Genomic DNA, 25,453 nt, shown 5'->3' on the forward strand with positions numbered 1-25,453 from the left:
GGGTCACCATCTCGGATTTCCACTCGGTTAAAGAGCGAGCCTGCGTACGCAGCAAAGGTGTCGACAGTCTACTCCGCAGCGCGCGGTTTGAGGAGGTCGAAGTAGAGGCCACTGTTGCCCTCGCCGCGCCCGCTGGCGCGGTCGCGGGCGTGCCACACCACGCTGCGGCCGTCCACCCAGCGGGCCCGGCGCAGCCGTCCGCGGACGACCCGCCCGGCGCGGGACACCTCCTCCTCGTTGACGTAGTACGCGGCGAGTTGCGTGTCGTCGTCGGTGATGTGTTCCCGCAGGATCGAGGTGATCGGCCGGACCCGGACCCGGTTCGGTGGCAGGTCAGGGGTGAAGCGCGGCATCGACGCGCGTTGCAGCACCACCGACCGGTTGCTGTGCGGGCCGTGCACGGGCAGGAACGGGATCCAGTTCTCCGGCACGGTGGTGCCCAGCCGGTAGCGCCACCGGGCGTCGGACGTCGACGTGTCCGGCCCGCCCGGTGCTTCGGAGGTGGCCGGGGCGAGCGCGGCGGTCATCTGCCGGGCGACGTTGGCGCCATCGCGGCCACCGCCGAGGCCGTCGGGGATGCGGGTTTCGACCGCCCACACCGCGTTGCTCGCCTCGTCGCGGACGAACACGACCTCCTCCAGCACCGGCCCGTCCAGCGGCCGCACCGACGACGGCGGCGCCCAAAGGTGCTGCTCCAGCGGGCCGGGGCCGCGTTCCCGGCCCGGGGAGACGCTGAACAGGTCCCAGCCGGCCCAGTCGGTGCCGCTACCGCCGGTGGCCGCCCGGACCAGGGTGCGGTGCCCGAACACGTCGGTGACGACGATGCCCTCGATCTCCACGAGGGTGCCGAGGTCCTGCACGTCCCCGATCAGCATCCAGTCGTTGCTGTAGAGCAGCGCGAACTCGGTGGCCACCAGCTTGGTCAGGTCGCCGGCGTCGGCGCGGAGCCGGTTGAGGCTGACCGCGGCGTCCTCCAGCTGCCACCAGCGGGGGCTGGGCATGCCGGCGAACTGCGCGGGTGCCGGCATGGTGACGGCGACCGTGCTGGTGCCGCCCGGCGTGCCCTGGGTGCGGGCGGCCAGGTCCAGGTCGTGCCAGGACACGCCGCCGGTCGCGCCGGTCGCGCCGCGCATGTGGACCTGCCCGCCGTCGGGGCGGCCTACGGTCGCGTCGAACCGGTAGCCGAGCGCGGCCCCGTCCCACGCGTCCGCGGCGGTGCCGGGGTCCAGGAAGAGTTCCCGCACCCAGGCGGCGTGGGCGTGGACGGTGGCCAGGGTCGCGGTCTGGCCGCCCGCCGGCACGGCGGCGCGCAGGCCGGCGGGCAGGTCGGTCCAGGCGGCGCTGGCGGGCATCGCCCGGGCCGCAGCAACGCCGTCGACGCCGCGCCCGGCCAGTGCCTGGGCCACCCGGCCGCCCACCCCGGCGCAGCGTTGCCGAGCCTGGGCCACCGCGTCGCCCGCGCCGCCGCCCGGGTCGAGCGGGTACGCGGCGGCCAGTGCCCGCCCCGCGGCGGCGACGTCGCCGGTGACGCCCGCCTGCTGCCAGCGGCGGGCCAGGTCGGCCAGCAGGCAGCTGCCGGCGCGGGCCCGCACCGCGCGGGGCAGCGCCAGCGCCAGCGCCTCGACCTGGGCGTCCAGCGGCAGGCCCGGCTCGTATGGGCGGGCCGTGCCGTCGACGGACAGCTCGGTGAGCGCGCCGACCGTGCGGGCCAGCGACGCGGACACCGCCGAGCCGGTGTCGTCGCCCTGGAACTCGCCGAACTGCCACTGCCGGGTGAGCATCCACAGCGGATCCGCGGTGCGCGCCTGCAGAACCCGGTCGAGTTCGACCTGCCGGGTGCGCAGCTCGAGGCGGCTCCACACCCGGACCGGTTCGCATCCAGCGATCATGGTTTCTCCGCAGGCTGCATCAGGGCGAAGTCGAGGACGACGCGGTGGTCGACCAGGCCCCCGCCGGGGCCGTAGGGGGCGATATCGCCGATCAGGGCTGGCAGCAGCTGGCCGTACACGTCATCGCGCAGGTGTTCCGGCTCGACCGCCCGGTTCTTGGCCAGCTCCAGCGTGTCGTGCAGGGTCTGCACCAGGTCCTCCAGCCGCCAGGCGCCGCGCCGGGCCGGCGGCACGGCCAGCAGCAGGCTCTGCGGCGCCCGCGCGTCCGGCTGGTCGTAGTGCAGGGCCACCGCCGTCGTGGTCGACCCGGCGGGGATCATCTCCAGCCACCCGTCGAGCAGGATCGCCAGGGCCGGGGTGCCGCCGGTGGGCCGGTCGGCGGGGCGCAGCAGGACCAGGCTGATCCGGTCGCCGTCCGGTGCCGGGCCGCCGCCCGCGTCGGCGGCCCAGGACGCCCCGGCCCACACCTCCCCGGCCCGGGCGGGCAGTTGCACGACCGCCGTGTCCAGGGGCTGCCCGGTGAACGGCTGCTCGGCGAACGCGTCGGCCAGCGCCAGCGTCGTGGACAGGGCCTGCGCACCGTCGCGGACGGTGGCGGCTCCGGCCAGCCACCGCTCGACGGCGAGCGGGTCGGCGCGGACGGGCGGGGCGGCCAGCCCGGCGGCGATCTCGTCCTCGTTCGAGATGGTCAGGTGCGGCATCGCCGGGAAGCCGGAGCCGAACACCACCTGCAGCACCTCGCCCCACGCGCGGGCGGCGGCCGTCGAGCCGGCCGCGGTGGCCTGCGCGGCGGTCACCTTCGGCACCGCGGCCGCCAGCCGGCGGGCGACGTCCAGGTAGGCCGCCTCGACCGTGTCGAGCAGTTCCCGGCCGACCTGGTCGCGGGTGGTCCAGCGGGTCACCGGGGTGATCTTGACGCCGTAGCCGGCGGCGTCGAGCACTGCCCGGCGGGCGTCGTCGCGGCGGGCCCACCAGTCGCGCAGCCGGGCCATCGGCGGCGCCGGGCCGTCGGCGGGCGGTGCTGCGGTGGCGCCGCGGTAGGTGTCGCGGTGAGCGGCGAGGTAGGCGAGCGGGTCGCCGGCGAGCACGGCCGGGTCCGTGCCGTCGGCGCCGTCGCTGATCAGGGCGGCGAGCCGCAGCCCGAGCGCGATCAGCGAGTCGACGGCGTCGGTGGCGCGCAGCGCGAGTTCGTCGGCGTCCACGCCCCCGGCGCCGGCGGCGGCCGCGGCGGTCTCGGCGAGCAGGTAGTCGCTGGGCTCCGCGGCCCGCCAGCCGGTGGCGAGCGTGGTCACCGCCTCCAGCAGGGCGGCGGTCTCCGGCAGGCTGCGCACGTCGGCGGGCCAGTCCGGGCGGCGGTCCAGGCTGATCGACAGGGCGGGCGCCGGTTCGCCGTCGCGGACGTCGATCGGGCGCAGCGTGTCGACCAGCCGCGCCGACAGCTCGGTCAGGGCAGCCTCGAAGCCCTCGTGCATCGCGGCGAGCAGGTCCAGCGGCTGCACCTGGAGGGAGCGCAGGCTCACGTCGGCGACGTGGTCGCCGGCCTCGTCCACGACCGCGACGCGGGTCATCCCGGCCGGGCCGAGCAGCTCGCCGAGCCACCGGTTGAGGGTCGGTTCGGCGGCCGCCCGCGCCGTCATCGCGGCATCGGTCCAGCCGGCGGGCAGGGCGGCCCTGCGGGCGGCGTCGCGGGCCCCCGCGTCCGGGACGGTCTGCGGCGACAGGCCCCGCGCGTCGACGCGGGCCAGGTGCAGCAGCAGCCGGTGGGTCACCCGCAGCCCTTCGGCCGGGGTGTCGACCACCTCCGGGCGGGCCGGGGCGCGGGCCTGCCCGAACGCGGACAGCGCGGCCGCCGCGCGGGGGTGGTTGCCCTGCACGATCTGGTGCACGCCCTCGACGGTGACCAGGTCACCGACGGCGTCGATGGTGTCGGCGAGCCGGTCGATGGCCTCCAGCACCGGGTCCAGGCGGGTGGGGTCGGTGCGTGGCGGCAGCAGCACGGTGCCGTCCGCGGCGACGACCCCGAACGGGTACAGGGCGTATCCGCCGCCGCGCAGGGCGTCCAGCAGCCGTCCGGTGGTGGCGCCGCCGTGCAGGCGTACCCAGTCGCGGACGGCGGTGAGCAGGCGCAGCCCGTCGACGACCAGCCGCTCGGCGGTCGGCACGGCGGCGGCGGCCGGGTCGACGGGCACGACGGACGGGAACGCCGAGCGCAGCGGCGCGATCAGCGCGTCGAGCTCGACCCCGTCGAACTCGCCGGCCTCGTGCAGGTCCCGTTCCAGCTGGTAGCCGAGCAGGCTGCCCACGTCGTTGCCGGCGGTGATGCCGTCCAGCACGGCCAGCGCGGTGCGGACCCGCCGCGACGACAGGTTCACCGACATGCGGGCGCGGGCCTCGCCGGCCGGGTCCTCGCCCTGCGCGACGTAGCCGGCGCGGAGCACGGCGGCGGTCACGGCGTGGGTGACCGACGGGGCGTGCACGAAGCCTTCGTTGCCGGCCTGCAGGTAGGCCGGGCCGCCGCCGGCCAGCGCGGCGGGCACGCCGGTCGCCCGCTGCCGCGGCTTCGGGGCCAGGGCCTCCACCCATCCGAACGCGCCCAGGTGCACCCCGGTCGGGTGGGCGACGCGCATCGCCGCGAGCCGCTCGTCGGCCAGGCCGAGGATCCACGCGTCCAGGCGGTGGGAGCACACGTCGAGGTGTTCACGGGTCAGCTGGTCCAGCCGGTCCGTGGGAAGCTCGCCGAGGCGTTGCACGGCGGCGGCGTGGTCGCGGGCGGCCGCCATCAGATCCGTGTGGCGGGCCGAGCCGGCGAATCCGGTGAACAGCGGGTTGTCGCCGCGGTGGGCCACGTACTCGTGCAGGCGGTGTTCGGGGCCGCCCCGGGTCAGGTACGCGTACAGGGAGCCGGGCGCGGCGGGGAACCGCAGCCCCAGCAGCCCGTTGAGCCGGGACAGGCGGGCGAGCAGGTAGCTCCACCGCGACACCCGGATATCACCGGCCAGGGTGGTGATCCGGAACAGGTCGCCGGATCCGATCCGAGCCCGCAGCTCGGCGGTGGCCATGCCTTCCCGGGCGGCGATGCGCAGGGCGGTGTCGCGGGCCTGCACGAGCAGGGCGTGGCGCAGCAGCAGGATCAGCAGCGGCGCCGGTGTGCCGTCGACGGCCTGCCGGGCGAGGTCTTCCGGGGTGGCGGCGAGCATCCCCGCGATCGCGGGGATGCCGGCGTCGGGGGCGACCGGGCCGTGCAGGGGGACGTCGGTGTCCAGGTAGCGCACCTCGTAGCCGCGGGAGGAGCTGATCCGCTCGTACGTGTCCACGAACGCCGCCGCTACGGCGCCCTTGTCGAGCAGCGGCCCGCCGCCCAGGCCGAACGCGTCGCGCAGCACCGGCGCGAACCGTTCCATCAGGGCGTACGCCCCGGCGGCGTCCTGCGGGTCGGGGGTCTTGCCGGGCAGGCCGACGTGCAGGGTGGACCAGCCGAACCCGCCGCCCTTGCGGCCGGCGTTGACGGAGAACCGCTGGGCGTACCCGACGGCGGTGCTGTCCAGCCCGAGCAGCTCGATCACCTGCTGCTGCGGGTTGGCGGCCGGGGTGCCGTCGGCATGGTGGACGTGGGCCTGCCGGTGCCGCGTCCAGTCCGCGTTCATGATCGCCAGGGTGTCGCGCAGCAGCACCCGGAACCGTTGCTGGGCCTGCTCGTCGGTGAGGCCGGGCCCGGCGGGCAGGGTGTCACCGCCGTCCGGGGTCCACCGGCTGAACGCGCTGGTCGCCAGCACCCCGTAGGGCTGGTGGCTGACGCGCAGGCTGGGCAGGGTGCCGCGGGCCAGCACGTGGGCGGTGCCGAACGCGCGCAGCAGGTCCTGCCCGTCGAGCCCGATCAGCTCGCCGAGCAGTTCCTCGGCGGCATAGCCGAGGGTGGCCGGCCACAGCGCGGTGGTGGCGGTCAGCGCGTCGGCGATGTCGGTGCCGTCGGCGTGCTCGACGTGCGCGAACACGTCGGCCGGGAGGCCGAGGGCGCGGGCGAGCAGCCACCCGTCCGGTGCCGGCTCGCTGGCGGGCGTCGGGTCGGCGATCAGGGGTGGGCCCTGCTCGATGGCGAAGGTGGCGTCCGGGTCGGTGCTGCTGGAGAACACCGACTCGGCCGCGTCGGTGCTGTTGGTGGGGGATCCGACGGGCAGCAGGGACAGCCCGGCGCCGGTGTAGTGGTGGTCCTCGACGGCGTCGGCGAGCCGGCCGGCGTTCGCGGTGGGGTCAGGGGTGGCCAGGCCAAGCGCGTACACGCGGTCGAAGCCGGTAGCCGCCTCGTGCGCGGTGATCGGCACCGTGATGGCCATGCCGTTGGCCTCGGCGTCGGCGTAGTCGACCAGCCAGCGCATCGTCCGGTCGGGGTGCGCGTCGCCGGGGTCTAGGCCCAGCGCCAGGTCGCCGGGGACGGGGTTGCCGCAGACGGCGTGGGAGACCCGGTCGCCGGTGACGGTGACGACCAGGAACCGGGTGGGCATCAGCCCCGCCCTGGGTGGCTGCGTCCAGGTCCCGGACTTGGCCGGCGGCGGCTGCCCCGCGGGCGCCGTCACCGCCGCCGGGGTCGGGGCGGGGTCGGGCGGCAGGGCGGCGGTGTGTGCGGCGAGAGCGTCCACGGTGGCGGGCAGGTCGGTGAAGTGGTCGGGCTGGCCGAGCCCGGCCAGCCGCAGCGACGCCGAGGCGGCGGCGTCCCGGATGCGGGCGGCCACCGCGGGCGGCAGCGCCGTGAGGGCCCGTACGGCGGTGGCCGCGTCGGCGACCGCGCGGGCGAGGCTGTCGGGGCGGCGGCCCTCCCGGGAGGCGACCTCCTCGATGCGCCGGTCGAGGACCCGCAGCGCGCGCAGCGCCTCGCTCACCTCGGGCGGTGGCGGGGTGTGGTCGTCGGGCCGGGTCTGCCGGGCCACCCACGCGGCCCGGCGGGGCCCGTGCTTGGCCACCAGCGCCCGCCACGCGGCCCGGTACGCGGTGTCGTCGCCGCCACCCGCGGTCCCGGCGGCCCAGTAGGCGGCGCCGGCGGCGCGTTCCGCGGCGGTCAGGTCCCGCTCGTGGGTCAGGACGGACACGTCGTCGGGGAAGATCCGTACTCGCAGCACGTCGACGGTGCGGGTCGCGGCGGCCGGTGCGGCGAGGGTGGCGGGTCCGGTGCCGGCGCCGGTGGGGAGCCGGTCGAGGGTGTCGGCCAGCCGCGCGGCCTCGTCGTGCAGCATCTGGGCCCGTTCGGTGACCGGCCGCACCTGCGGGCCGGTCTGGTCGAGCAGGGCCCGCACCGGGCCGGTGGCGGTGTCCACCGCCGCCCGCAGCCGCTGGGCGCGCCCGCGCAGGTCGGCAGCCTCGTCCGGGGGAACACCGGGCAGGTCGGCGGCGAGGAGGGCGGCGTCGCGCACGGCGGCCAGCAGGGGGTCGGCGGCGGCGAGGAGGGCCTCGTACCGCTGGAGGTGGTCCTGCCCGGGCAGGTCGAGGGCGGTGGCGGCCCGGGTGGCGTCCTCCAGGGTGTCGCGGAGCCGGTCGGGGCCGGGCGGCCGCTGCACCCCGCCGGCGGCGGCGAGGACGGGTTTGGCGGCGGCGGCGAGCCGGTCGAGGCGGGCGGTGAGCCGGTCGCGGTGGTACGCGGAGCGTACGCCGGCCAGGGCGGTGCGGGCCTTGCCGAGCAGGTCGGTGATGCGGCCTGCGGCGACCCGGATGCGTTCCCGCTGGGCGGCGTCCGGGGGTGCGGGGGGCAGGTCTCTGATCGCCGCGGCGGCGGTGGCCCGGGCCGCGTCGGCCCGGTCCAGCAGCTTGTCGACGCCGGTGATCAGCGGGTCCTCGGTGTCGCGTTTGTACTGGGTGCGGGCGGGCCCGCCGGTGGGCAGCCGGGTGGCCAGGTTGCTGGCGGCCAGGGCGGCCAGCGCGTCGGCCACGGCGGTGAGGGCGACGGTGAACTGCTCGGCCGGGGTGAGGCCGGCGGAGCTGGGCACCCGGATCTGGTCGAAGCGGGTCTCCAGCCGGACCGGCACGAGCAGGACGGGTACGGCGTCGTCGAGGCGGGCGGCGGTGGCCGCGACGGCGGCGACCCGGGCCGGGTTGTCGGCCGGGAAGCCGGGTCCGAGGGTGTCGCCGGTCAGGGCGGGGATGTCGACGGCCATCACGACCCCGCCGGGAGCAGGTCGTCGGCGTGCCGGGCGTACATGACTGGGCTGCGCATGAGGATCGCGGCCATGTCGGCGCTGGTGGTGCCCCACAGCGCCGGGTCGGGCTGCTGCGGGGCCAGGCCGCTGTTGGCGGCGATGTCGAGGTAGGTGTCGGCGCCGGTCAGGTCCGGCCAGGACAGGTCGTCCCAGGTGCGCAGCCCGGCCGGGTGTCGGTCGGTGTCCAGCCCGAAGCGGGGCTGCCCGGGTCGTTCCTGCAGTACGAAGAACCAGCCGGGGTCGGCTGGCAGCGGGTCGCTGGTACCGGTTGGGATGTGGCCGCGGGCCTGCTGCTGGGTGAGGTCGAAGCCGTACAGGGCGACGTCGGGGTCGAGGGTGGCGTGGAACACCGGCCGGCGGGCCGCCGCGGCGGCGTCCGGCAGCCGCCGCCCGTCGGCGGGCGCGCCGTTCCACACCGCGGGCAGCGCGTAGACCAGGGTGTTCGGGTAGAGCCGCAGCAGGGCGCTGCGGACGACAAGCACGACCGGGGTGCCGCTGCTGATGCCGTTGCCGCCGAGCGCCGCGGTCCAGTCGGTGATCTGCTGGATGTCGGGGGCGCCGGGGTCGGCGGCGTCGGCCCGGTCCCAGAACACCCGGGCGCAGCTGCCGCGCTGGTCGGTCGGGTATTCCCGCCAGAGCAGTTCGCGGCCCAGTTCGGTGTTCAGCCCGGCGAGGAAGGATTCGATGAACCGCTGGTTGGGTTCCATCACGGTCAGTGTCTCCGCGGGCAGGTCGCCCAGGTTGGGCAGCACGTGGTCGGCGGCGAGCGCGGCGAGCGCGTCGACCATCGGGTCGGGGAAGGTGGGGTAGGCCTGCACCGGGCGCAGCCGGCGGACGCGGGTGGCGGCCTGGGCGGTCAGCCGCGCGGCCAGGCCGGGTAGCTGGTCGCCGACGCGGACCGACACCGCGGCGGCGGGGTCCAGCGCGGCGAGGACGGCGCCGGCCAGGGCCTGCGGGCCGCCCAGCGGCGGTGGTGGGGCGGGTGCGGCGGACAGCCGCTCGGCGAGGTCCTTGCCGAGCTGCCCGACGTCGTCCTCGGTGGCCTGCGCATCGTCGGTGTCGGTCATCCGGGCCGCGGTGCCGCCGGCCGGGACGACGTCGGGAACGGCGGTGACGGCCCGGTAGGACTTGCCGGCGAGGCCGGCGCCGAACGCGGCGGTGAACGCGGCGGCGGTGATGGTCACCTTCGCGCCCGGACCGTCGGCCTCGACCTTCTGGGTCTGCCCGATGAGGGTGGTGACCGCCGTGGTGGTGGCGGTCGCGGCGGGGTGCTGCGCCGACCAAGCGGTGAGCGCGGTGCGCAGCGCCGCCTGGAAGTCCGCCTGCGGCGGCACGGTCAGCACGCCGCCGCTGGTGAGGCGGGCGGCGAGGTCGGCGGCGGCCAGGGTGAGATAGACCCGTTTGGGGTCGGTGGCGTGCTGTTTCAGGCCGGCGGCGGCGGTGGCGGCCAGGGCGGTGACGGCGGCCAGCGGCACCGCTGCGGCCGGCGCGGGCAGCGGGCGGGCGGCGGAGACGGCGTGGGCCGGGTCGGCGTCCATGCCGGCGATCAGCCCGGTGCGCAGCGATCCCACCTGGCGGGTGCCGGTGGCGGCGCGCACGAACGGGCGGCCGGGGCGGGTCACCCGGCGGAACGCGAGATCCTGCACGGCCGAGGGGACCCGGCTGCCGACGACCGCCGCGTGCACGGTCCCGGCCGCGTCGGCGTCGGCCGCGACGGTGGTCGTGGTGCCGGGGAGTCCGCGGTGGGCGGCGGCGGTGAACAGCAGCGCCCCGTCGGCGTCCAGACCCGCCAGGTGCTTGGCGTACACGGACTGGCCGGCGGCGGTGGCCAGTTCGGCCTCGCGCAGCCGCTGGTTCGCGTCGCGCAGCGCACCGACCTGCTGCCAGGCCCGGGCGACCAGCTCCTCCTGCCGGTCCCGGACCACCTGGGCGCCCAGCCCGGCGGCGGCCCGGTTGCGCAGGTCCAGGTTGAGTTCGCGCACCCATCCGGCCTCGTCGCCGTCCGCGACGTCGGCGACCCGCACGACCCCGGCGTGCAGTCGACCGTAGGCGGGCGGGGCGACGATCGGGTCCAGCGGCACCTCGGTGGCCGGGTCGAGCAGGTCGCTGCCCAGGTCGACAAGATGCTCCAGCGCGTCGACCAGGTCGGTGCCAGGGCCGTCAGGGTAGGCGGCGCGGGTGAAATTCGGGGGCCGCAGCGCCCCTTCCAGCTCCGGCGGCGAGGCGATCGGCACCTCGTCCAGGCCGTAGCCGGGCAGGTGCACATCGACGGCCCGCTTGCCGAGGTGCTCGGCGGCGGGCCGGCCGGTCAGCCCGCGGGCGAGGGTTTCGAAGCTGACGTCGGCGCCGACGGTGAACCGCCACGAGTAATACACCGGCAGCCGCCGGTCGGCCTGCCCTGCACCCCAGGACGCCTGCTGGGTGGGCACCCCGGCGGGGTCCAGGCCCAGCCCGGCCAGCCGCCCGGTCTCGAACGCCGGCACCAGGAAGCCGCTGTAGGTCACCCCGGCGACCAGCCGGCGCGGGCTCAGCAGCCGGGACAGGGCGGTGTCCGGGTCGGTGTCGGCACGCGGCCCGACCTTCCCGGCGTCGGGTTCGGCGCCGGCGACCTGGGCGTGTGCCCACGCCCAGCCGTCGAGCACCGGCGGCAGCGGCATACCGTCGGCGACGGTCAGCACCGGCAGCCGCCCGGCCGGCGCGGTGAGGCGGAACTCGCCGTCGGCCACCACGAGCAGCGCCAGCCACGGCCGCAGCCGGGTCACCGCCACCCCGCCGACGGTGGCCTGCGCGGCCTTCGCCGGGGTGACCCGCCAGGGCAGGTCCTCGTCGTAGAACTCGACGAACGCGAGCTCACCCGGCGCGGCGCCGGTGGCCCCGTCCGGTGGGTGGACCCGCAGCACGCTTTCCCGGCGCAGCCCGGCGACGTCGCCCGGCCCGACCAGTTCGACGCTGCGGGTCACCGCCGGCAGCACCCGCGCCGTCCCGCCGCCGACCGGCACGTACGACAGGGCCAGCGCGACCGGCAGCACGGCCCGGCCGGTGGCGGTGGCGGTCGGGTCGTCGTCGGTGGTGATGTCGGTCGCGGCGCCGCGACGGAACCACGGCACGAACGTGTACGCGCCGGCCGGCCTGGACGTCAGGCGCTCACCTCCTGCACTGCGGGCAGCTGCGCCGCGGGCACGATCTGCGTCTGACCGCCGAGGGCGGCGCGGCGGGCCTGCGCGTCGGACAACGCCAGCAGGGTGCCGTCGGGGTAGACCGGCAGCCCGTGCGGGTCGCTGCCGGTAGGGGCCACGGGCTGCCCGGCGGCGTCCAGCGGCCGCAGGTCGGTGCCGGCGGTGACGGCGTACCGGTCCCGCGGCGCGGCGACGTCCAGCACGCTGCCCGCCTGCCGTTCCTGCCGGAGCCGGGCCGCGGCGGGGCTACGGCCGGCGGCGCCATGGCGGGCCTGCCGGACCAGCTCCGCCGCGTCGAGGGTGCGCGACACGAGCACCGGCGCCCCGCCCGCGCCGGCCCCGCCGCCCGCCGCGGTGGGTGCGGGCACCTCGTCGACGACGATGACGTCGAAGCGGGCCGGGCGGACGACCGCGTAGGTGGTGCTCAGCCCGGTGCCGGAGGTGACCTGCACCCCGGCGGCCCGCTGCTCGAACGCGGGCGAGCGCAGCTTGTCCTCATCGGACAGTGCCGTGAACGCGGCGGGGCTGAACGGCTCGGTCACCGTACGGGTGTCCGCCGTGCCGGTGCCGGTGCCGATGCGCAGCGGGCCGATGTCCACCCGGCTCAGGTCGCTGGGGTGGCTGGTGCCGAACATCGTGATCGTCGTGTTCAGCGGCAGCACCCGCTGGCTGACCGTCAGCGACCCGCCCGCGTCGATCACCGTCGCCGGGATCGGCAGCAGCGTCACCGCGGAGGTGGCGGTGACGGCCAGCCGACCCTCCCAGTTCTCCGTGCGGGCGAACTCGGCCAGGATCTTCGGCAGCAGCGCGATGTCGTGGGCCGCGTCTTCGAGGGCCTCCCCGAAGTGGGCCTCGAACTCCACGCTGACGGAGAAGAACAGGATGGAGAACGACGCGGTGCCGTGCGCGGTCCACGGCGCCGGCCCGCGCAAGGTGAAGTCCAGGGTCAGGCAGAGCAGCACCGACCCGGCGGCCTTGACCGCCAGGTGCGCCCAGGCGTGCGCGTCGAACCGGAACGGGGAGAACTGGAACAGCACGTCGAAGCCGAAGTCGCCCTCGATGGAGAAGCCGGACACCGCGAACGCGAAGTCCAGCCGGGCGCCCATCTGCACCGTGTTGGCGGTGACCGCGAGGTAGGTGCCCAAGGTGAGCCGCGGGTTGTCCTTCATCAGGCTGATGCTGATCCGGCGCATCACCGGCAGCTTCAGGTACGGGGCGGGGGTGTAGCTGGGGTGGAAGCCGCCCACGGACAGAACGAAGTCGGGCTGCTTCGACCACGACAGGCGTACCGCGATGTCGCCCTCGAACGTGAATTTGTAGTCCCCGGCGCCCAGGAACGAGTCGTAGATGGCGACGTCGAAGGTGAGTAGCTGCGCGGCGACGTCGACGGTGCCCAGGAACGCGGCCTTGAGGTCCAGCACCGGCTCGTCGGCGGTGGGCAGCGCCGCCCGGACGGCGCCCAGGATCGCGACCTTGACCTGGGCACCGAGCTCCAGGATGATGCCCAGCTTGATCGTGATCAGCGGTGGGGTGCTCCAGGTGATCATCGCCATCGGGCCGATGAGGAACTGGCCGGGGGCGACCGGGAACACGGTCTCCAGGTCGTGCACGATGGCGGTGGCCCGGTGCACCACGTCGGTGGGGAACAGGATGCTGTCCGCGGTGCCGGCGCGCAGCCCGAGGCGCAGCCGGTCCAGGTCGACGCTGCGGTTGAGGCCGAGCAGCCCGCCCGCCCCGGCGAAGAAGAACCCGTAGCCCAGGGTGATCGGGACGGGGAACACGATCGAGATGATGAACAGCAGCGAGAAGCCGGGCGTGCCGTCCGGGTTGCGGGTGGTGATCAGCCCGACCGCGGACAGTTCGAACTTCTGCAGCACGGCGATCTCGATGGCGCCGATGTAGCGGCCGTGTTCGGCGTCGACCAGCAGGAACCCGCCCAGCCGCAGCGTCGGTGTGTCGATGGACAGACCGACCATGTCCGGGGGCCGGAACCGCAGCTGGGCGCCGGTGGAGCCGAACGTCGCGGCGATGCCGACCCGCTGCACCACGCCGTGCACCGGGCCGAGGTCGGCGCCGCCGCTGAGAGCCAGCTCGATGCTGGGCGGGCCGCCGCCGGTCTGCAGGGCGAGCATCAGCTCGGTGATCCGGATGACCGCGAGGTCCAGGTCGAGCGGGATGGTCAGCTCGATGCGGCCGGGTTCGGGCCCGATCGACCCTTCGATGCGCAGGGTGCCGTCCCGGTAGATGACCGCCAGGTCGAACGGTGCGGCCAGTTCCGGCGGCAGGATCTTCGCCACGAAGCTGTCGCCGTCCTGCCCGGCGACGTTCACGCTGGCCTGCTCGATCTGCAGGGCGGCGCCCAGTCCGGCCACGGCCAGTTTCGCCGCGCCCGCCTCGACGAACGTGGCGTCGAGGAACATCAGGCCGCCGGCCGAGCCGATGACGACGACGCCGTCGACCAGCGGCGTGTCGTCGGTGCGGGCCAGGCCGATGCCGACCCCGACCATGCGCAGGGCGACGGCCAGGCGCAGCGGGAGCGGCCCGGCCGGGTCGGGTTCCACCAGCCAGGCGGTCACGCCCCGGTTCGGGTCGGTGGCCAGCCAGTCGGCGTCGCCGAATCGCAGCCGCACGGTCAGGTCGCCGGCCTCGATGTCGGCGTGCCCGCGCAGCCGCACCCCGGTGCGGGACCCGCCGGTGACCGGCTCGGACATCAGCATCAGGTGCAGGTCGGGGGTGATGGTGATGGGGATGCCGGTGGCGGCCGCCTGCAGGGCCTTGAGGACGGCGCCGCCGATGTCGGGCAGGGTGCGGGTGATGCGTAGTGACCCGGACGCGGTCTCGACCAGCCCGGAGGCGGTGAGGATGGTCTCGGTGGTCGGCCCGTCGGTCCACAGCGGACGCTTGAGCAGCGGGGTCGTCGACGCCCCGGGCGCCTGCCCGTCGATGGCCCGCAGCAGCACCTCACCGGCGATCGGTATCCCCCACTGTTCGACCAGCATCAGCGGCGCCTCGTCGCTGGCGGTGGCCTTCAGCGCCGGCGCGAACGCGATCGCGAGGTCGTCGCCGGTGCCCACGCCGAGCGGCAGCAGGCGCACGGCGAAGGTGACCGTGCCGTGGGCGGTGTCGATGTCCACGTCGACGTCCAGTGCGGGCTGGACCACCGCGAGCACCCCGTCGACGGCGAGGTGCACCAGAACCCGGCAGTTCAGCCGTGGAGACAGCCCCAGCATCGCGCTGTCCAGCGTCACCGGTCCGAGCCGCAGCCCGGACGCGCCCAGGGCCAGGACCGGCTCGCCGGTGGTGCCCCAGCCCAGCTGTACCGACAACGGGCCCGCCCCGGTCGGGGTGATCGACCAGACGACGGTGCCGCCGTCGGCGACGGCCGTGCCGATCGGGAACGGCAGCAGCGGCGGCGCCCCGAACAGGTTCACCAGCCGGGCGACGAGGGTGGCCAGGTACGCCGGGTCGGTGGCCTGCTGCTGCCACCAGCCGGGGGTGAGCATCGCGGACAGGCGGGCGGCGCGCTGCGGCTCCTCGAAGCCTTGCGCGTCGTCGCCGTAGATGTCCAGGGCGGTGGCCACGTCCAGGACGGCCGCCAGCAGCCCGGTCGGGGCGCCGCCACCGGCCGGGCGCAGCTCGTCGACCAGTTGCTGCAGCAGGTGCGGCAGCAGCCGGGTCGCCGCCTGCGCCAGCGCGCCCAGGCCACTGAACTGGGGAAGCAGGTCGATGCGGGTGCCCGGGTCGGCGCCGGCGTGCGGGGTCACGGACAGCGCGAGCCCGGCCGCGTCGGCGCCCGCGGCCAGGGTGATCGCGCCCCAGTCGCCGGGCAGCGTGACCTCGACGGTGACGCTGCCCTCCGGGGCGACCCGGATGGGCTGCCCGGCGGGTGCCCGCAGGGCCAGGCCGAGGGTCACCTGCAGGCTGGTGCCGTCGAGTGGGACGGTGCCGGTCAGCCGCAGCACCGTCGTGCCGGTCGGGTCGTTCTGCCCGGGCCGGGCGCGCAGGGTCAGCCCGCCGGGCAGGGTGAGGCCGTTGCCGGCGCCGTCGGCGCCGCCGGTGGCGCCGAGCAGGGCGCTGACCACGCCGAGCAGGCCGTCTAGGGCGGCCGCGTCGAAGCCGGCCCCGTCGGTGCGGCCCAACGCGCCGCGCAGCCACGGGCCGGGCGCGGCGAGCAGCCGGGACAGCGGCACCGCCCGGGCGGCCGGCCCGAGCGACGGCTGCACCGCGATCGCCAGCGCGGCCGAGGCGAGCGCGCCGGGCAGGGCGGCGACGACGGCGGCGGCCAGGTCGGCGGGCGGCGGGGCGGGCAGCTCGGTCAGGTCGGGCAGCCACGGCGGCATCGCCACCACCAGCGACGGCGGTGCGCCGCCGCCGGACCAGGTGACGCGCAGCGGCCCGAACGCCGCGCCGACCCGGACAGTCGCGTCGAAGCCGGGCAGACCCAGGGCGGCGTCGACGTCCAGGCGCGGCTGCCAGTCCTCGCCGGCGCCGGCCGGGGCGGGCGCGGTACGCAGGTGCAGCCGCCACGGCGCCGGGGTGAGCAGCACCTGCAGCGTCTCGCCCAGCACCGGCAGTTGCCAGCCGCCGGGCACCTCGGCGACCCGAGTGGCGCCGATCGCCGGCAGCACCAGCTGCAGCAGGTCGGGCAGCCGCTGGGCGAGGGCGGGGCCGGGCGCCTGGTCGAGGGCGAGCAGCAGGTCGAGCAGGTTGTCGATCGGGCGGCGTCCGGCGCCCAGGGTGCCCGCCTGCAGGTCCCGCACGGTGGTGGCGAACCGGGCCAGCGGCACGGTCGCCTCGCTGGCTCCGGGCGGCCCGGCCTCGTATCCGGCCGCCGACACGGTGACGTCCACCCCGCCGGTCGCGGCGCGGTCGACCACGACGTCCACCTCGGCGGCGCGGATCCGCAGTACCGCCCGCGGCCCAGCGCCGGTGTCGCGGGCGCCGGGGTCGCCGGCCAGCCAGGCGCCGTCGCGGCCGATCCAGGCCCCGACCCGCAGCCGTTGCGCCGGGCGTGCGGGTTCCGGGCCGGGCGCGATGCGGATCCGGGTCGCGTCCAGCCGGACCTGCCCGTCGAGGGTGAGGTCCCCGCCGCCGGTGCGGGTGCAGGCGGCCACCCGCACGCCCAGGCCGATGTGGGTGGCCGGCGGCGCCGTCGTTCCGGCCGCGGTGGTGGTGGGGACGGTGTCGGCGGCGGCCGCGGCGAGCCGTGTGATGAGCCCGGCGCTTAGCCGGGCGCCGATCGCGAGGCCGGGGACCGGCTCGGCCCCGGCGGCGGGCGGCCCGGTGAACGCGTCGGGGTGGTAGGCGCCGGCGGGGGGTAGCACACCGCGGCGGGCGGGGCCGCCGTCGAGCCGGGCGACGATCATGTCCAGGGCGGCCGTGTCCGGCCCGGCCGGGTCGGTCAGCAGCCGGGCGAGGCGGGCGGCGTCGGCGACGTCGGTGTCGGTCAGCGGGAGCAGGGTGCTGCCGCCGTGCGGGGCGCCGAGGCTGACCACTCCGCGCACCGTCGCCGGGGTGCGGGCGGCCACCACGCGGGCGAGGACACCGCCGGGGCCGTGCCCGACCAGGCACACCGACGCCGCGCCGGTGGCAGCGCGCACCCGGGTGATCGCGGCCTGCACCTGCCCGGCCAGCGCGTCGAGGTCCCGCAGGCTCCCGTCGGTGTCGGTGTCGTCCAGGGTGAGCCGGTAGGCGGCCGCGGCGATGCCCAGGTCGAGGTCGGCGTCGGGGTGGTGGCCGGGGTCGACGCTGGCGAGCAGCGCCGACCAGTCGGCGGTGCTGGTCACGGTGGACAGCAGCAGGACGGGGCAGCCGGGGCCGGCACCCCACCCGGTCAGCCGCGCGGCGACCTGGGCGATCGTGGCCGGGTCGGCGGGCAGCGCGTCGTGCGGGCAGGTCGCCGGCGTGCCCACGGTCCAGGAGGCGGGCACCGCGGTGGCGGCGGCGTACGGCACAAGCCCGTCCCCGTCGGCGAGCCAGCCCGCCAGCCGGTCCAGGGCGGGCCCGGCCGTCGCGGTGTCCCGGCCGCGCAGCGCCGCCGCGGCCGGGGTGTCGCCCGTGCCCGTGGCCGCGGCGAGCCGGGCCAGCAGGGTCTGCCCGTCGCCGGCGGCGCGCAGCGACCCGGCGCCCGTGCCGCCGGGCGGGGGCGGGTCGAGCCAGAGCAGCAGCTCGGCGTCCGGGGGCCCGTCGAGGGTCTCGCCGGTGCCGAACAGGGGCATCGCCCACGGGTCGTCGTCAGTGCCCGCGCCGGTCACCGTCAATGCGGGGGCGGGCTCGGCGTCCGGGGTGGTGGGTGCGGCGTCGGCCAGCAGCACACCGATCCAGCGCAGCGCGGCCGGCGCGTACGGGCCGTCGGCGCCGCCGCCGGTGAGCAGCCGCCGCAGGTGCGCGGTGAGGCCGGGCAGCGGATCGCGGAGCAGGGCCGCCAGGTCGGCGGTGGTGGCCGGGATGAGCCGCGGCCAGTCGGCGGGCAGCCCGGCCAGGTCGGCGTGCAGGCCCAGCACGCCGCCGATGACATGCGCGGTGGAGTCCGGGCCCCACAGCCGCAGCGCGTGCCCGAGGAGCAGGCTCAGCAGGTCGGGCAGCACCTCCTCGTCCAGGCCGAACCCGGTGGAGGCGCCCAGGTCGGGTGCGGTCAGGTCGAGTCCGGGCGGGGGCAGGCGCAGGGTCAGCGGGCCGACCTGCCGCGGCGCCGGCCCGTCGTCGACGAGGACCAGGTCGCGCAGCTCGATCCCGGCCGACAGGGGGCTGCCGGGCAGCCAGTCCAGGCGGGCGGCAATGCCCTGTGCGGCGAGGCTGAGCCCGCCGTCGCCGCCGAGCTCCGGCAGCGCGCCGAGCAGCACCTCGACGTGCTGCGCGCCGACGAACCGCACGGCCGTCAGCGCGGCCGACGCCAAGTCGAATCCGACGACCTCGCACGCCCAGGACGCGGTCCACGCCCCGATGTCGGCGGCGGCGCGCAGCCCGATCCGCAGCCGGTGCGCGCCCGCCGGGGTGGTGTCGTCGGCCGCGTCCCAGGCCACCAGTTGCAGAGCCAGGCCGGGGGCGTCGTCGGTGGGCGGGACGTCCACAATGGTGGCCCGCCACGGGTCGGCCAGGGTGCCGTGGCCCCCGCCGGCGCCGGCGGGCACGGTCAGCCCGAGCAGGCCGGCCAGTTCGGCGAACAGCGGCCCCCACCCGGTGGCGGAGTCGTCGAGGGCGGCCAGGTGCCTGCGGCCGACCGCCGCGAGGGGTTCGCCGGAGAACAGGTCCGCGCCGAGCCGGTGCGTCCAGCCGGGCGCGGTGGCCGGGTCGGCCAGGCCCAGCAGCGCCAGCGCGTGCCGGCCGGTGCCGTTCAGCCCGACCGCCTGCTCTAGCGCGGTCACCACGGTGTCGGCGACGGCCTCCACCACCGCGTCGGCGCTGGACAGGTCGACGGTGCGGGTGGTGCCGGCGATGGTGACCGCGCGTAGCCCGAGGAGCGGGCTCAGCCGGGCACCGTCCCAGGTGGCGCCGCCCTCGACGTGTCCGTCGAGGACACCGACGGCGACCTTCAGCCGAGCGGCGGGCAGCACCGTGGTGGGTGCCGTCCCGGCCAGCGGGAACGCGGCGAGCATCGCTTGCGCGTCCAGCCGGGCGTCGCGGCCGGCCACGGCCAGCGGCACGCCGAGCTCGACGCCGACCTGCAGGGCGGGGGCGGCGCCGGCGGTGACGCCCAGCAGCAGGCCGATGTCGATGCCGTCGCCGAGGTCGACCAGGGTGGCCCGCAGCGGGTCGGTGTCTGTGCCGGCGCCGCTGACCTGCGGCGGGGCGGGGTGCCCGGCCGGGTCCACCAGCGGCAGCGCGCCGATGAGCCCGGCCGCGTGGGTGAACCAGGCGACGAGCGACGCGGGCCGGGTGGCGATTGAGGCCGCCCAGGTGCGGGCCTGCCCGGGGTCGCGGGCGAGGTCGGCCAGCGGCAGCGGGGTCAGCTGCGGGTCGCCCAGGCCGAACAGGCCCGGTAGGTGCTCCACGACCCGCCGTACCCGGGGGTCGGGGTCGAATTCGCGGTCCAGGAACGCCAGCAGGAGCGCCTGCACCGCCTGCACGGTCTGCGCGTCGGCGCGGGTCGGGTCGAGTTCGGTGACCCGCAGGGTGCCGTCCGGGTCGGCCTGCTCCAGCCGCACCCGCACCGCCGCGCCGGTGGCGTCGACGGTGACGGCCACCCCGACGGCCGACGGGATGCTGTCGGCGCCGAGGTCGACGCGCAGGGCGACCCGCAGCGGCCCGGCGGGTGACCCGGCCACCGCGGTCATCTGGCCGCCGACGACGTCGACCAGCGGCAGGGTGAGGGTGAGATCCACCCCCGGCGGTCCGGTCCACGGGCCGGCGGCGCGGGCGGCCACCCCGAACACCGTGTCGGTGACGGTCAGGTAGACGTTCCCGTAGGTGTTCGCGGGCAGCATCGGATGCCAGCGGCTGCCGTCGGCCTCCCACGGGCCCGGCGTGGGCGGCAGCGCGTCGTCGAGCAGTTGCACGACCGCGGCGCGCTGGGCCGGGTCGGACAGGGTCTTGCGCAGCGCGTCCAGCGGGTGGTCGAACCAGGTGGGGTCGACGCCGCCGTCCGGGCCGAGGATCCCGACGGCGCGTAGCGCCGAGACGAGCCGCTGGTCGACGCCGATCGCAAGCCCCACCGCGGCCTCCCGGCTGCCCGGCTGGAAGATTCCCCGATCCTGGCAAGGGCCCGGTGGGCAGGTCAACGACCGTTCGACCGATTTCGCGCATCATCGGTGTTGGATATCCGACCCCGATCGGATGCTTGTGGACGGACGCCGGCATCGCCCACGATGGAGCCACTATCGGCTCGGGGACCAGGAGAGACCTCGTGACCGCGCAACCTGGCCTGCTCGCCCAGCTCCTCGGTGCCCTCGGGGTTGTCGACGACACCCCGACGCCGCCGCGCGCCGAGCCCACCCAGCCGGTGCTGGATGTGCCGACGACGCTGGGCCTGCTCGAGGTGTGGCTGTCCCCGCTGGTGGCGGGCGCCCCGGAGCTGTCCGCGGCGCTGGACATCGTGCACGCGGAGCAGGCCGACCCGGCGCCCACCGACCCGGCGCCCGAGGTGTTCGAGATCGCCGCCCGGATGGCGCGGATCGACGCGGCGTTCGACGCGGTGGTGGCGGCCGGTCCGGTTATCGCCCAGCTGGTGTCTCTTCAGGACCCCGCCCACTACCTGCCGGACGTGCGTGACCCGATCCTCACCGAGGTCCGCCGCGTCCGGCGGATGTACTCGGCGGTGATCGTCACCGAGCTGCGCTCGGTGCTGCGCGGAACCACCACGCGGGCCATGGATCGGGCGGACGCGGCGATGGCCGCGCTGCCCGGCCTCATCCGCGACCAGTATCTCGGCCCGCGGGGTATCGCCGGGCAGATCGTGCAGGCCGAGCGGGCCTGGTCGCAGCTGCGGGAGTTGCGCGGCGAGCTGGGCCTGCCGGCGGGAAGCAGCACCGCCGACCGGTACGCCGCCACGGACGGGAACGACCCGGCGACCGGCGGGTGGACGCTGCGCGACGACCTCGACGAGGCGTTGGGTCGGGCCCGGTCCATGCGCGACATGCACGACCCGGGCACCGCCGGCGAGGTCACCGCCCTGGTCCGGCAGCTGCAGGCGTTGACGGGCGCCCTGGGCGCCCTCACCCTTCGAGATCAGCTCGCCACGGGCGTGGACCAACTGATCGCGTACCCCGACCTGAAAGCCCGCGTCCGCGGATACGTGACCGAACTCGACGCCATCATCACCACTGTGGGCAACGCGCTCGGTGACGCCCAGTCCGGCGACCCGAAGCGGGTCGCCCAGGCGGCCGCCGCGCAGGTCGCCGGCGTCGCCGCGCTGTCCGAGATGTTGGCCCGCCCGGCGGTCGCCGCGGACGGCGACACGCTGGTCAGCACCCTCGGCTGGCAGAACGCGGTCAAGGTGGCGCTGCTGGCCACGGTGGTGGTCGCCGCCGCGTCCCTGACCGCCGGCGCGGCCGGCGCGGCCGTCGCCGCGCTCGCCGGCGAGGCGACCGTGCTCGGCGTCGGCGTCGCGGGTGTCGGCGCGTTCGTAGCCGAGACCGTCTGGTTCACCGTCGTGGTGCGCGCCGGCAACGAGGCGTTGCTGGGGCCGACGTCGATCGCCGAGTCGTCCTTCGCCGAGGAGCTGCTGTGGAACGCGGCGATGATGGGCGGCCTCAAGGCGGTGGAGGGCGGCTTCGCCCGGGTGTTCGTGCAGGTGGTCAAGGCCGACACGGCCGCGGTCCGGATCGGCTTCGTCGTCGCCCGGACGGCCGTGGCGCAAGTGTCGCTGCTGGCCTTCGCGGAACTGCAGAGCCTGATCAAGCGGGGCCGGCTGCTGTCGCTGTCCGAACTCGGGCACGCGGCGTTGCAGAACATCGTCATGACCGTCGCGCTCGGCGCCGGGCGGCTGCTGGCCACCAGCTTCGCCGAGCGGCTCATCGGCGTAACGGACATCGACCCGGTGCGGCTGCAACTGCTGGACGCGCGCCGCGCGAACCTGCAGTCCACCTTCGGCAAGGTCGCGGACGGTACCGCCACCGCCGCCGAGCGTGAGCAGTACCTGCGGGACGCGCACGCGCTGTGGACCGACTTCCTGGCCCTGGTCGACACGCTGCCCGAGGGCGACCCGCGGGTGCCGCAGCTGATCGAACCGTTCGCGCGGGCCCGCTTCGAGCTGGAGTTGCGCCTGGCGATGATCGGGATGGCCAGCCCGGCCGTCGCCGGACTGTCGCCGCTGGCCCGCCCGGTCCGGCCCGGTGTGGTCACCCTGGCCGAGGAGGCACGCGCGCGGCTCGACGACTTCTACGCCGACCGCGGCGGCCAGGTCGACACAACCGCGCTGCCCGGGGTGCTGGTGGGCACCCTGCCTGGCGGGCACCGGGCCGTCTACCTCACCCTCGCCCTGCCCGAGCGCGCCCCGACCGCCGCGGAGCTCGCGATCGGCCGCGTCCCGGGGCTGGAGGAGGCGGCCTTCGACGACGTCGCCGCCGCCGGGCTGCTGCGCCTGACGTCGGCCGGGTTCAGCGCCGAGACCATCGACACAATCCTCGCGGCGGCCGGCCCGCGGCAGGTGGACTTCCTGCGGCTGCTCACCCACCCGCAGCTCGCCGCCGCGCAGACCCTGCGTTCGGCCGGCGGACCGGGCCTGTCCGCGCTCGCCAGCAGCGCCGGCACCCTCGACTTCGCCCGCGCGTACGGCCCCGACCTGGCCCGGCTGCTGGTTCGCCGGTTCGGCTCCGGCACGGAGCTGGTACGCGCACAGGAACGCGCGGCCGCCCTGCTCGAGGCCGCCGCCCCCGCCGACCGCCCCCAGTTCGCGCAGGAGCTCGCCGGGCTGAGCACCCTCCAACTGCGGCTGCGGCTGGGCACCGCGGTGCGCAAGCCGCGCCCGTCGGTCAGCAAGGATTCGCTCGGCATCGACCGCGGCAGCGTCCAGTGGCGGACCCTGCGGGAGGAGGTCGGCCGCACCTACGCCGGACTGCCGGCCGCCCAGCTCGACCTGCGCGCCGACCTCGACCAGGTGCTCGCCGTGGCGCACGCCAAACGCTTCGAGAAGATCACCGCGCACGACACCCGGCTGGCCATGCTCGACCGCTTCGACCAGCTGTGCCTCGACGGCGGCCTGAGCATCGGGTCCCGCAACGGGCGGCGCGGCCTGCTCGCCGAGGTGCTGTTCCTCCCCGGCCGCGGCAAACGGGTGATCTTCTTCAAGACGGACGAGATCAAGATTCCCGTGGCGGGCAGCACCGTGCCCGACGACTGGTACCTGGTCGACGGGGTGCGGGAGGCGCTCGAGCTCAAGTCCGATCTGGTGCACCTGATGACTCTCGCGGATCTGCGGGCGCTGGCCCGCGGCTACCTGGTCGACGCCCACGGGGACGCGGAGAACCTGCCCAAGGGCTCCCGCTACGGGCTGTGGTTCATCCGTGATCCGGGGCGGGCCGGCCGGCAGGCGATGATGGCCCAGCTGTCGGCCTCCGGCAGCCCCATCACCCGGGTCCGCTTCGGCGCCCAGGCCTGGGAGCCGGTGGTGGCGGCGCCGTGATCATCGTGGACGCGGCCCGCGAGCTCGGGCAGATCGTGCAGTGGGTGGTCGCCGTCGTCGCCGGACCCTCCTCGGACCGGTACGGAGGTTTCGACCTGCGGGAGGGCGACCACGACCCGGCCGGGGCCGCACCCGGCCGCTACGGCGGCGCCGACCGGCCGGGCCTCGCACCGGCACCGACCCACATCCGCGACCTGCACGCCGACCTGCGCACGCTGGGATTCCTCGGCGCGCCGGCCGGCGCCACCGTCTTCGACCGGCGCACCCGCTGGGCCGTGCAGGAATTCCAGCGGTACGCGGCGCTGCACGGCGCCGCCGTCGAACGCGCCGACGAGGTCACCACCACCGCCGCGATCACCGCCGCCGCCCTGCAGATCCCGGCCAGCGGCGGCGAGGGCCTGCCCGCCGCGGCGCCGGTCCCGATCCGCCTCGGCGCCGAGGTGCTCACCGTGACCGCCGGCGCCGGAACCCCAGTGCTCACCGTCCTGCGCGGGCAGGCCGGCACCGCGGCCACCCCGCACGACGCGGGCACCACGGTCGCCCCCGAACGGTGGTCGGACCGGCTGCGCCCGGAACCCGCCTGGTTCTACGAGCGGTACCCGGCGGAGGCCACCGGCGTGGTCGACGCGTGGACCCGGTTCGTGCTCGACCGGTGGATCGCCGAACAGTGGCGCTGCCCGATCGTCGTCGAGGCGTGGGACATGGCCGCCGGGGCCCCCGACCACCTGCGCGTCGCCGCGGGCGCCGGGCGCGGCCCGCTGGCGGACAACCTGTGGCTGCACACCGACCTGCCGGTCGGGGCGCCGCGCATGTTCGTGCGTGACCTCACCCCGGCCACCTGGCCGCGGCCGACCCGGCCGCCAGTGTCCCCGGCCCACCCGGAACTGGACCCGGTCGGCGAGTGGACCGCCGCGCTCGGCTTCACCGGGCCTCTCGCACTGCCGGAGCGGCACACCTGGCACCCCGAGGGAGAGATGCTCCCCGAGAATCTGCTGCCGGCCACCGGCCCGGCCGGTCCCACGCTCGGCGACCTGGTGACCGTCCGCGACGACAACGGGCGGGCCCCGGCGGAGCGCGACACGGCGGGCCGCCGCCTGTCCACCTACAAGGTGGTCCGCGCGGTCGCCGAAGTGGAGGCGATCGGGTTCTTCGACGGCGTGAACGCGTGGGACAACGCGTTCATCTCGCTGGGCCCGTGCCACTGGACGGCCGGGCCGATCGCCGTACCTCCCGCACCGCAGCCGCCGCCGGGCACGTGGGGCGTCCGCGACGGCGAGCTGTGGGGTTTCCTGTCCTACCTGAAGGCCGCCGACGCGGACGCGTTCACCGAGGCCGTCGGCCGGTTCGGCGTCGACCCGGAGACGCCGTGGGGCGCCGACGGCGGCGCGTTGTTCCTGCCCGAACGCAAGTACGTGTCCCGCCCGACGACACCGACCGTGGGCCGGGCACCACAGCGGATCCCGCAGATCGCCGGTGAGTTCGACGTGTTCCGGTCCTGGCACTGGTTCTACCGGTTCGTCATGGCCGCCCGCACCGTCGACGGGTTCCGCCGCCGCATGTGGCACATGGCCCGCATCCGCATCCGCGACCTGCTGGCCACCCCGTGGGACGCACCAGGCGCCGTGCCGACCGTCGCCAACGTCCCGGATCCGGCCGTGCCCGGCGGAAGCCGCCGGGCACGTATCGGCGACGTCCTGACCTCCGAACGCACCGTGGCATTCCTCTACCGCTGGCACATCCTCAGCCCCGGCGGCATGGTGGCGGGCGGGCACGCCGGGGCGTCGCTGCGCGCCATCCGTACCGCGGCGGCGGCCGCCGGTGTGCCCAACTTCGCCGGTGACCCGACCACCTGGGGTGATGCGCACGAGGCCGCGCTGGCGGCGCAGTTCCTCGCCCGGGCCCCGGTGGATTTCCCGCCGAACCCGGCCGGCGACCCCAGCAGCATGGTCGTCACGCTGGGAATGGTGGACCACTGGCCGGGCTGGGCCGCCGCCGGCGCCGCCAACCCGCGCCGGTTCACCCTGCCGGTGGCCGCCATGCCGGCCGGCGAGCGGACGCTGCTGACCACCCGCGGGTCGTTCCGCTTCGACGCCGACGACCTTCCCCCTCCCCCGCCTTGAGCCGCCAATCCCAAGGCTTCGGCATCTA

Annotated in this window: 6 protein-coding genes; 2 read left to right on the forward strand and 4 right to left on the reverse strand. The window is 76.4% G+C overall.

Going from position 1 to position 25,453, the window contains the following annotated elements:
- Positions 1–68: 68 nt before the first annotated feature.
- The 4 genes from SLP03_RS15980 to SLP03_RS15995 are packed head-to-tail and all read right to left on the reverse strand — an operon-like array spanning position 69 to position 19,898.
- Positions 69–1,889 carry a hypothetical protein gene (locus SLP03_RS15980; protein ID WP_319461383.1) on the reverse strand — a complete coding sequence of 607 codons (1,821 nt, stop codon included), beginning with the start codon at positions 1,887–1,889 and terminating at the stop codon, positions 69–71.
- Positions 1,886–8,029 carry a hypothetical protein gene (locus SLP03_RS15985; protein ID WP_319461384.1) on the reverse strand — a complete coding sequence of 2,048 codons (6,144 nt, stop codon included), beginning with the start codon at positions 8,027–8,029 and terminating at the stop codon, positions 1,886–1,888. Before SLP03_RS15985 ends, SLP03_RS15980 begins: the two co-directional genes overlap by 4 nt.
- Complete coding sequence (locus SLP03_RS15990) at positions 8,029–11,178, reverse strand: hypothetical protein (RefSeq protein ID WP_319461385.1); 3,150 nt, start codon at positions 11,176–11,178, stop codon at positions 8,029–8,031. The genes SLP03_RS15985 and SLP03_RS15990 overlap by 1 nt, the downstream gene beginning before the upstream one ends.
- Positions 11,179–11,207: 29 nt before the next feature.
- Complete coding sequence (locus tag SLP03_RS15995; protein ID WP_319461386.1) at positions 11,208–19,898, reverse strand: DUF6603 domain-containing protein; 8,691 nt, start codon at positions 19,896–19,898, stop codon at positions 11,208–11,210.
- A gap of 191 nt (positions 19,899–20,089) precedes the next feature.
- On the opposite strand from SLP03_RS15995, the gene SLP03_RS16000 reads away from it, so the two are divergent.
- Positions 20,090–23,305: a hypothetical protein gene (locus tag SLP03_RS16000; RefSeq protein WP_319461387.1), complete on the forward strand. Its 3,216-nt coding sequence runs from the start codon at positions 20,090–20,092 to the stop codon at positions 23,303–23,305.
- Positions 23,302–25,425, forward strand: a complete 2,124-nt coding sequence (locus tag SLP03_RS16005; RefSeq protein ID WP_319461388.1) for a hypothetical protein — start codon at positions 23,302–23,304, stop codon at positions 25,423–25,425. Before SLP03_RS16000 ends, SLP03_RS16005 begins: the two co-directional genes overlap by 4 nt.
- Positions 25,426–25,453: the final 28 nt, after the last annotated feature.

It is taken from the genome of Micromonospora sp. RTP1Z1 (assembly GCF_033804685.1).
GTDB lineage: Bacteria > Actinomycetota > Actinomycetes > Mycobacteriales > Micromonosporaceae > Micromonospora.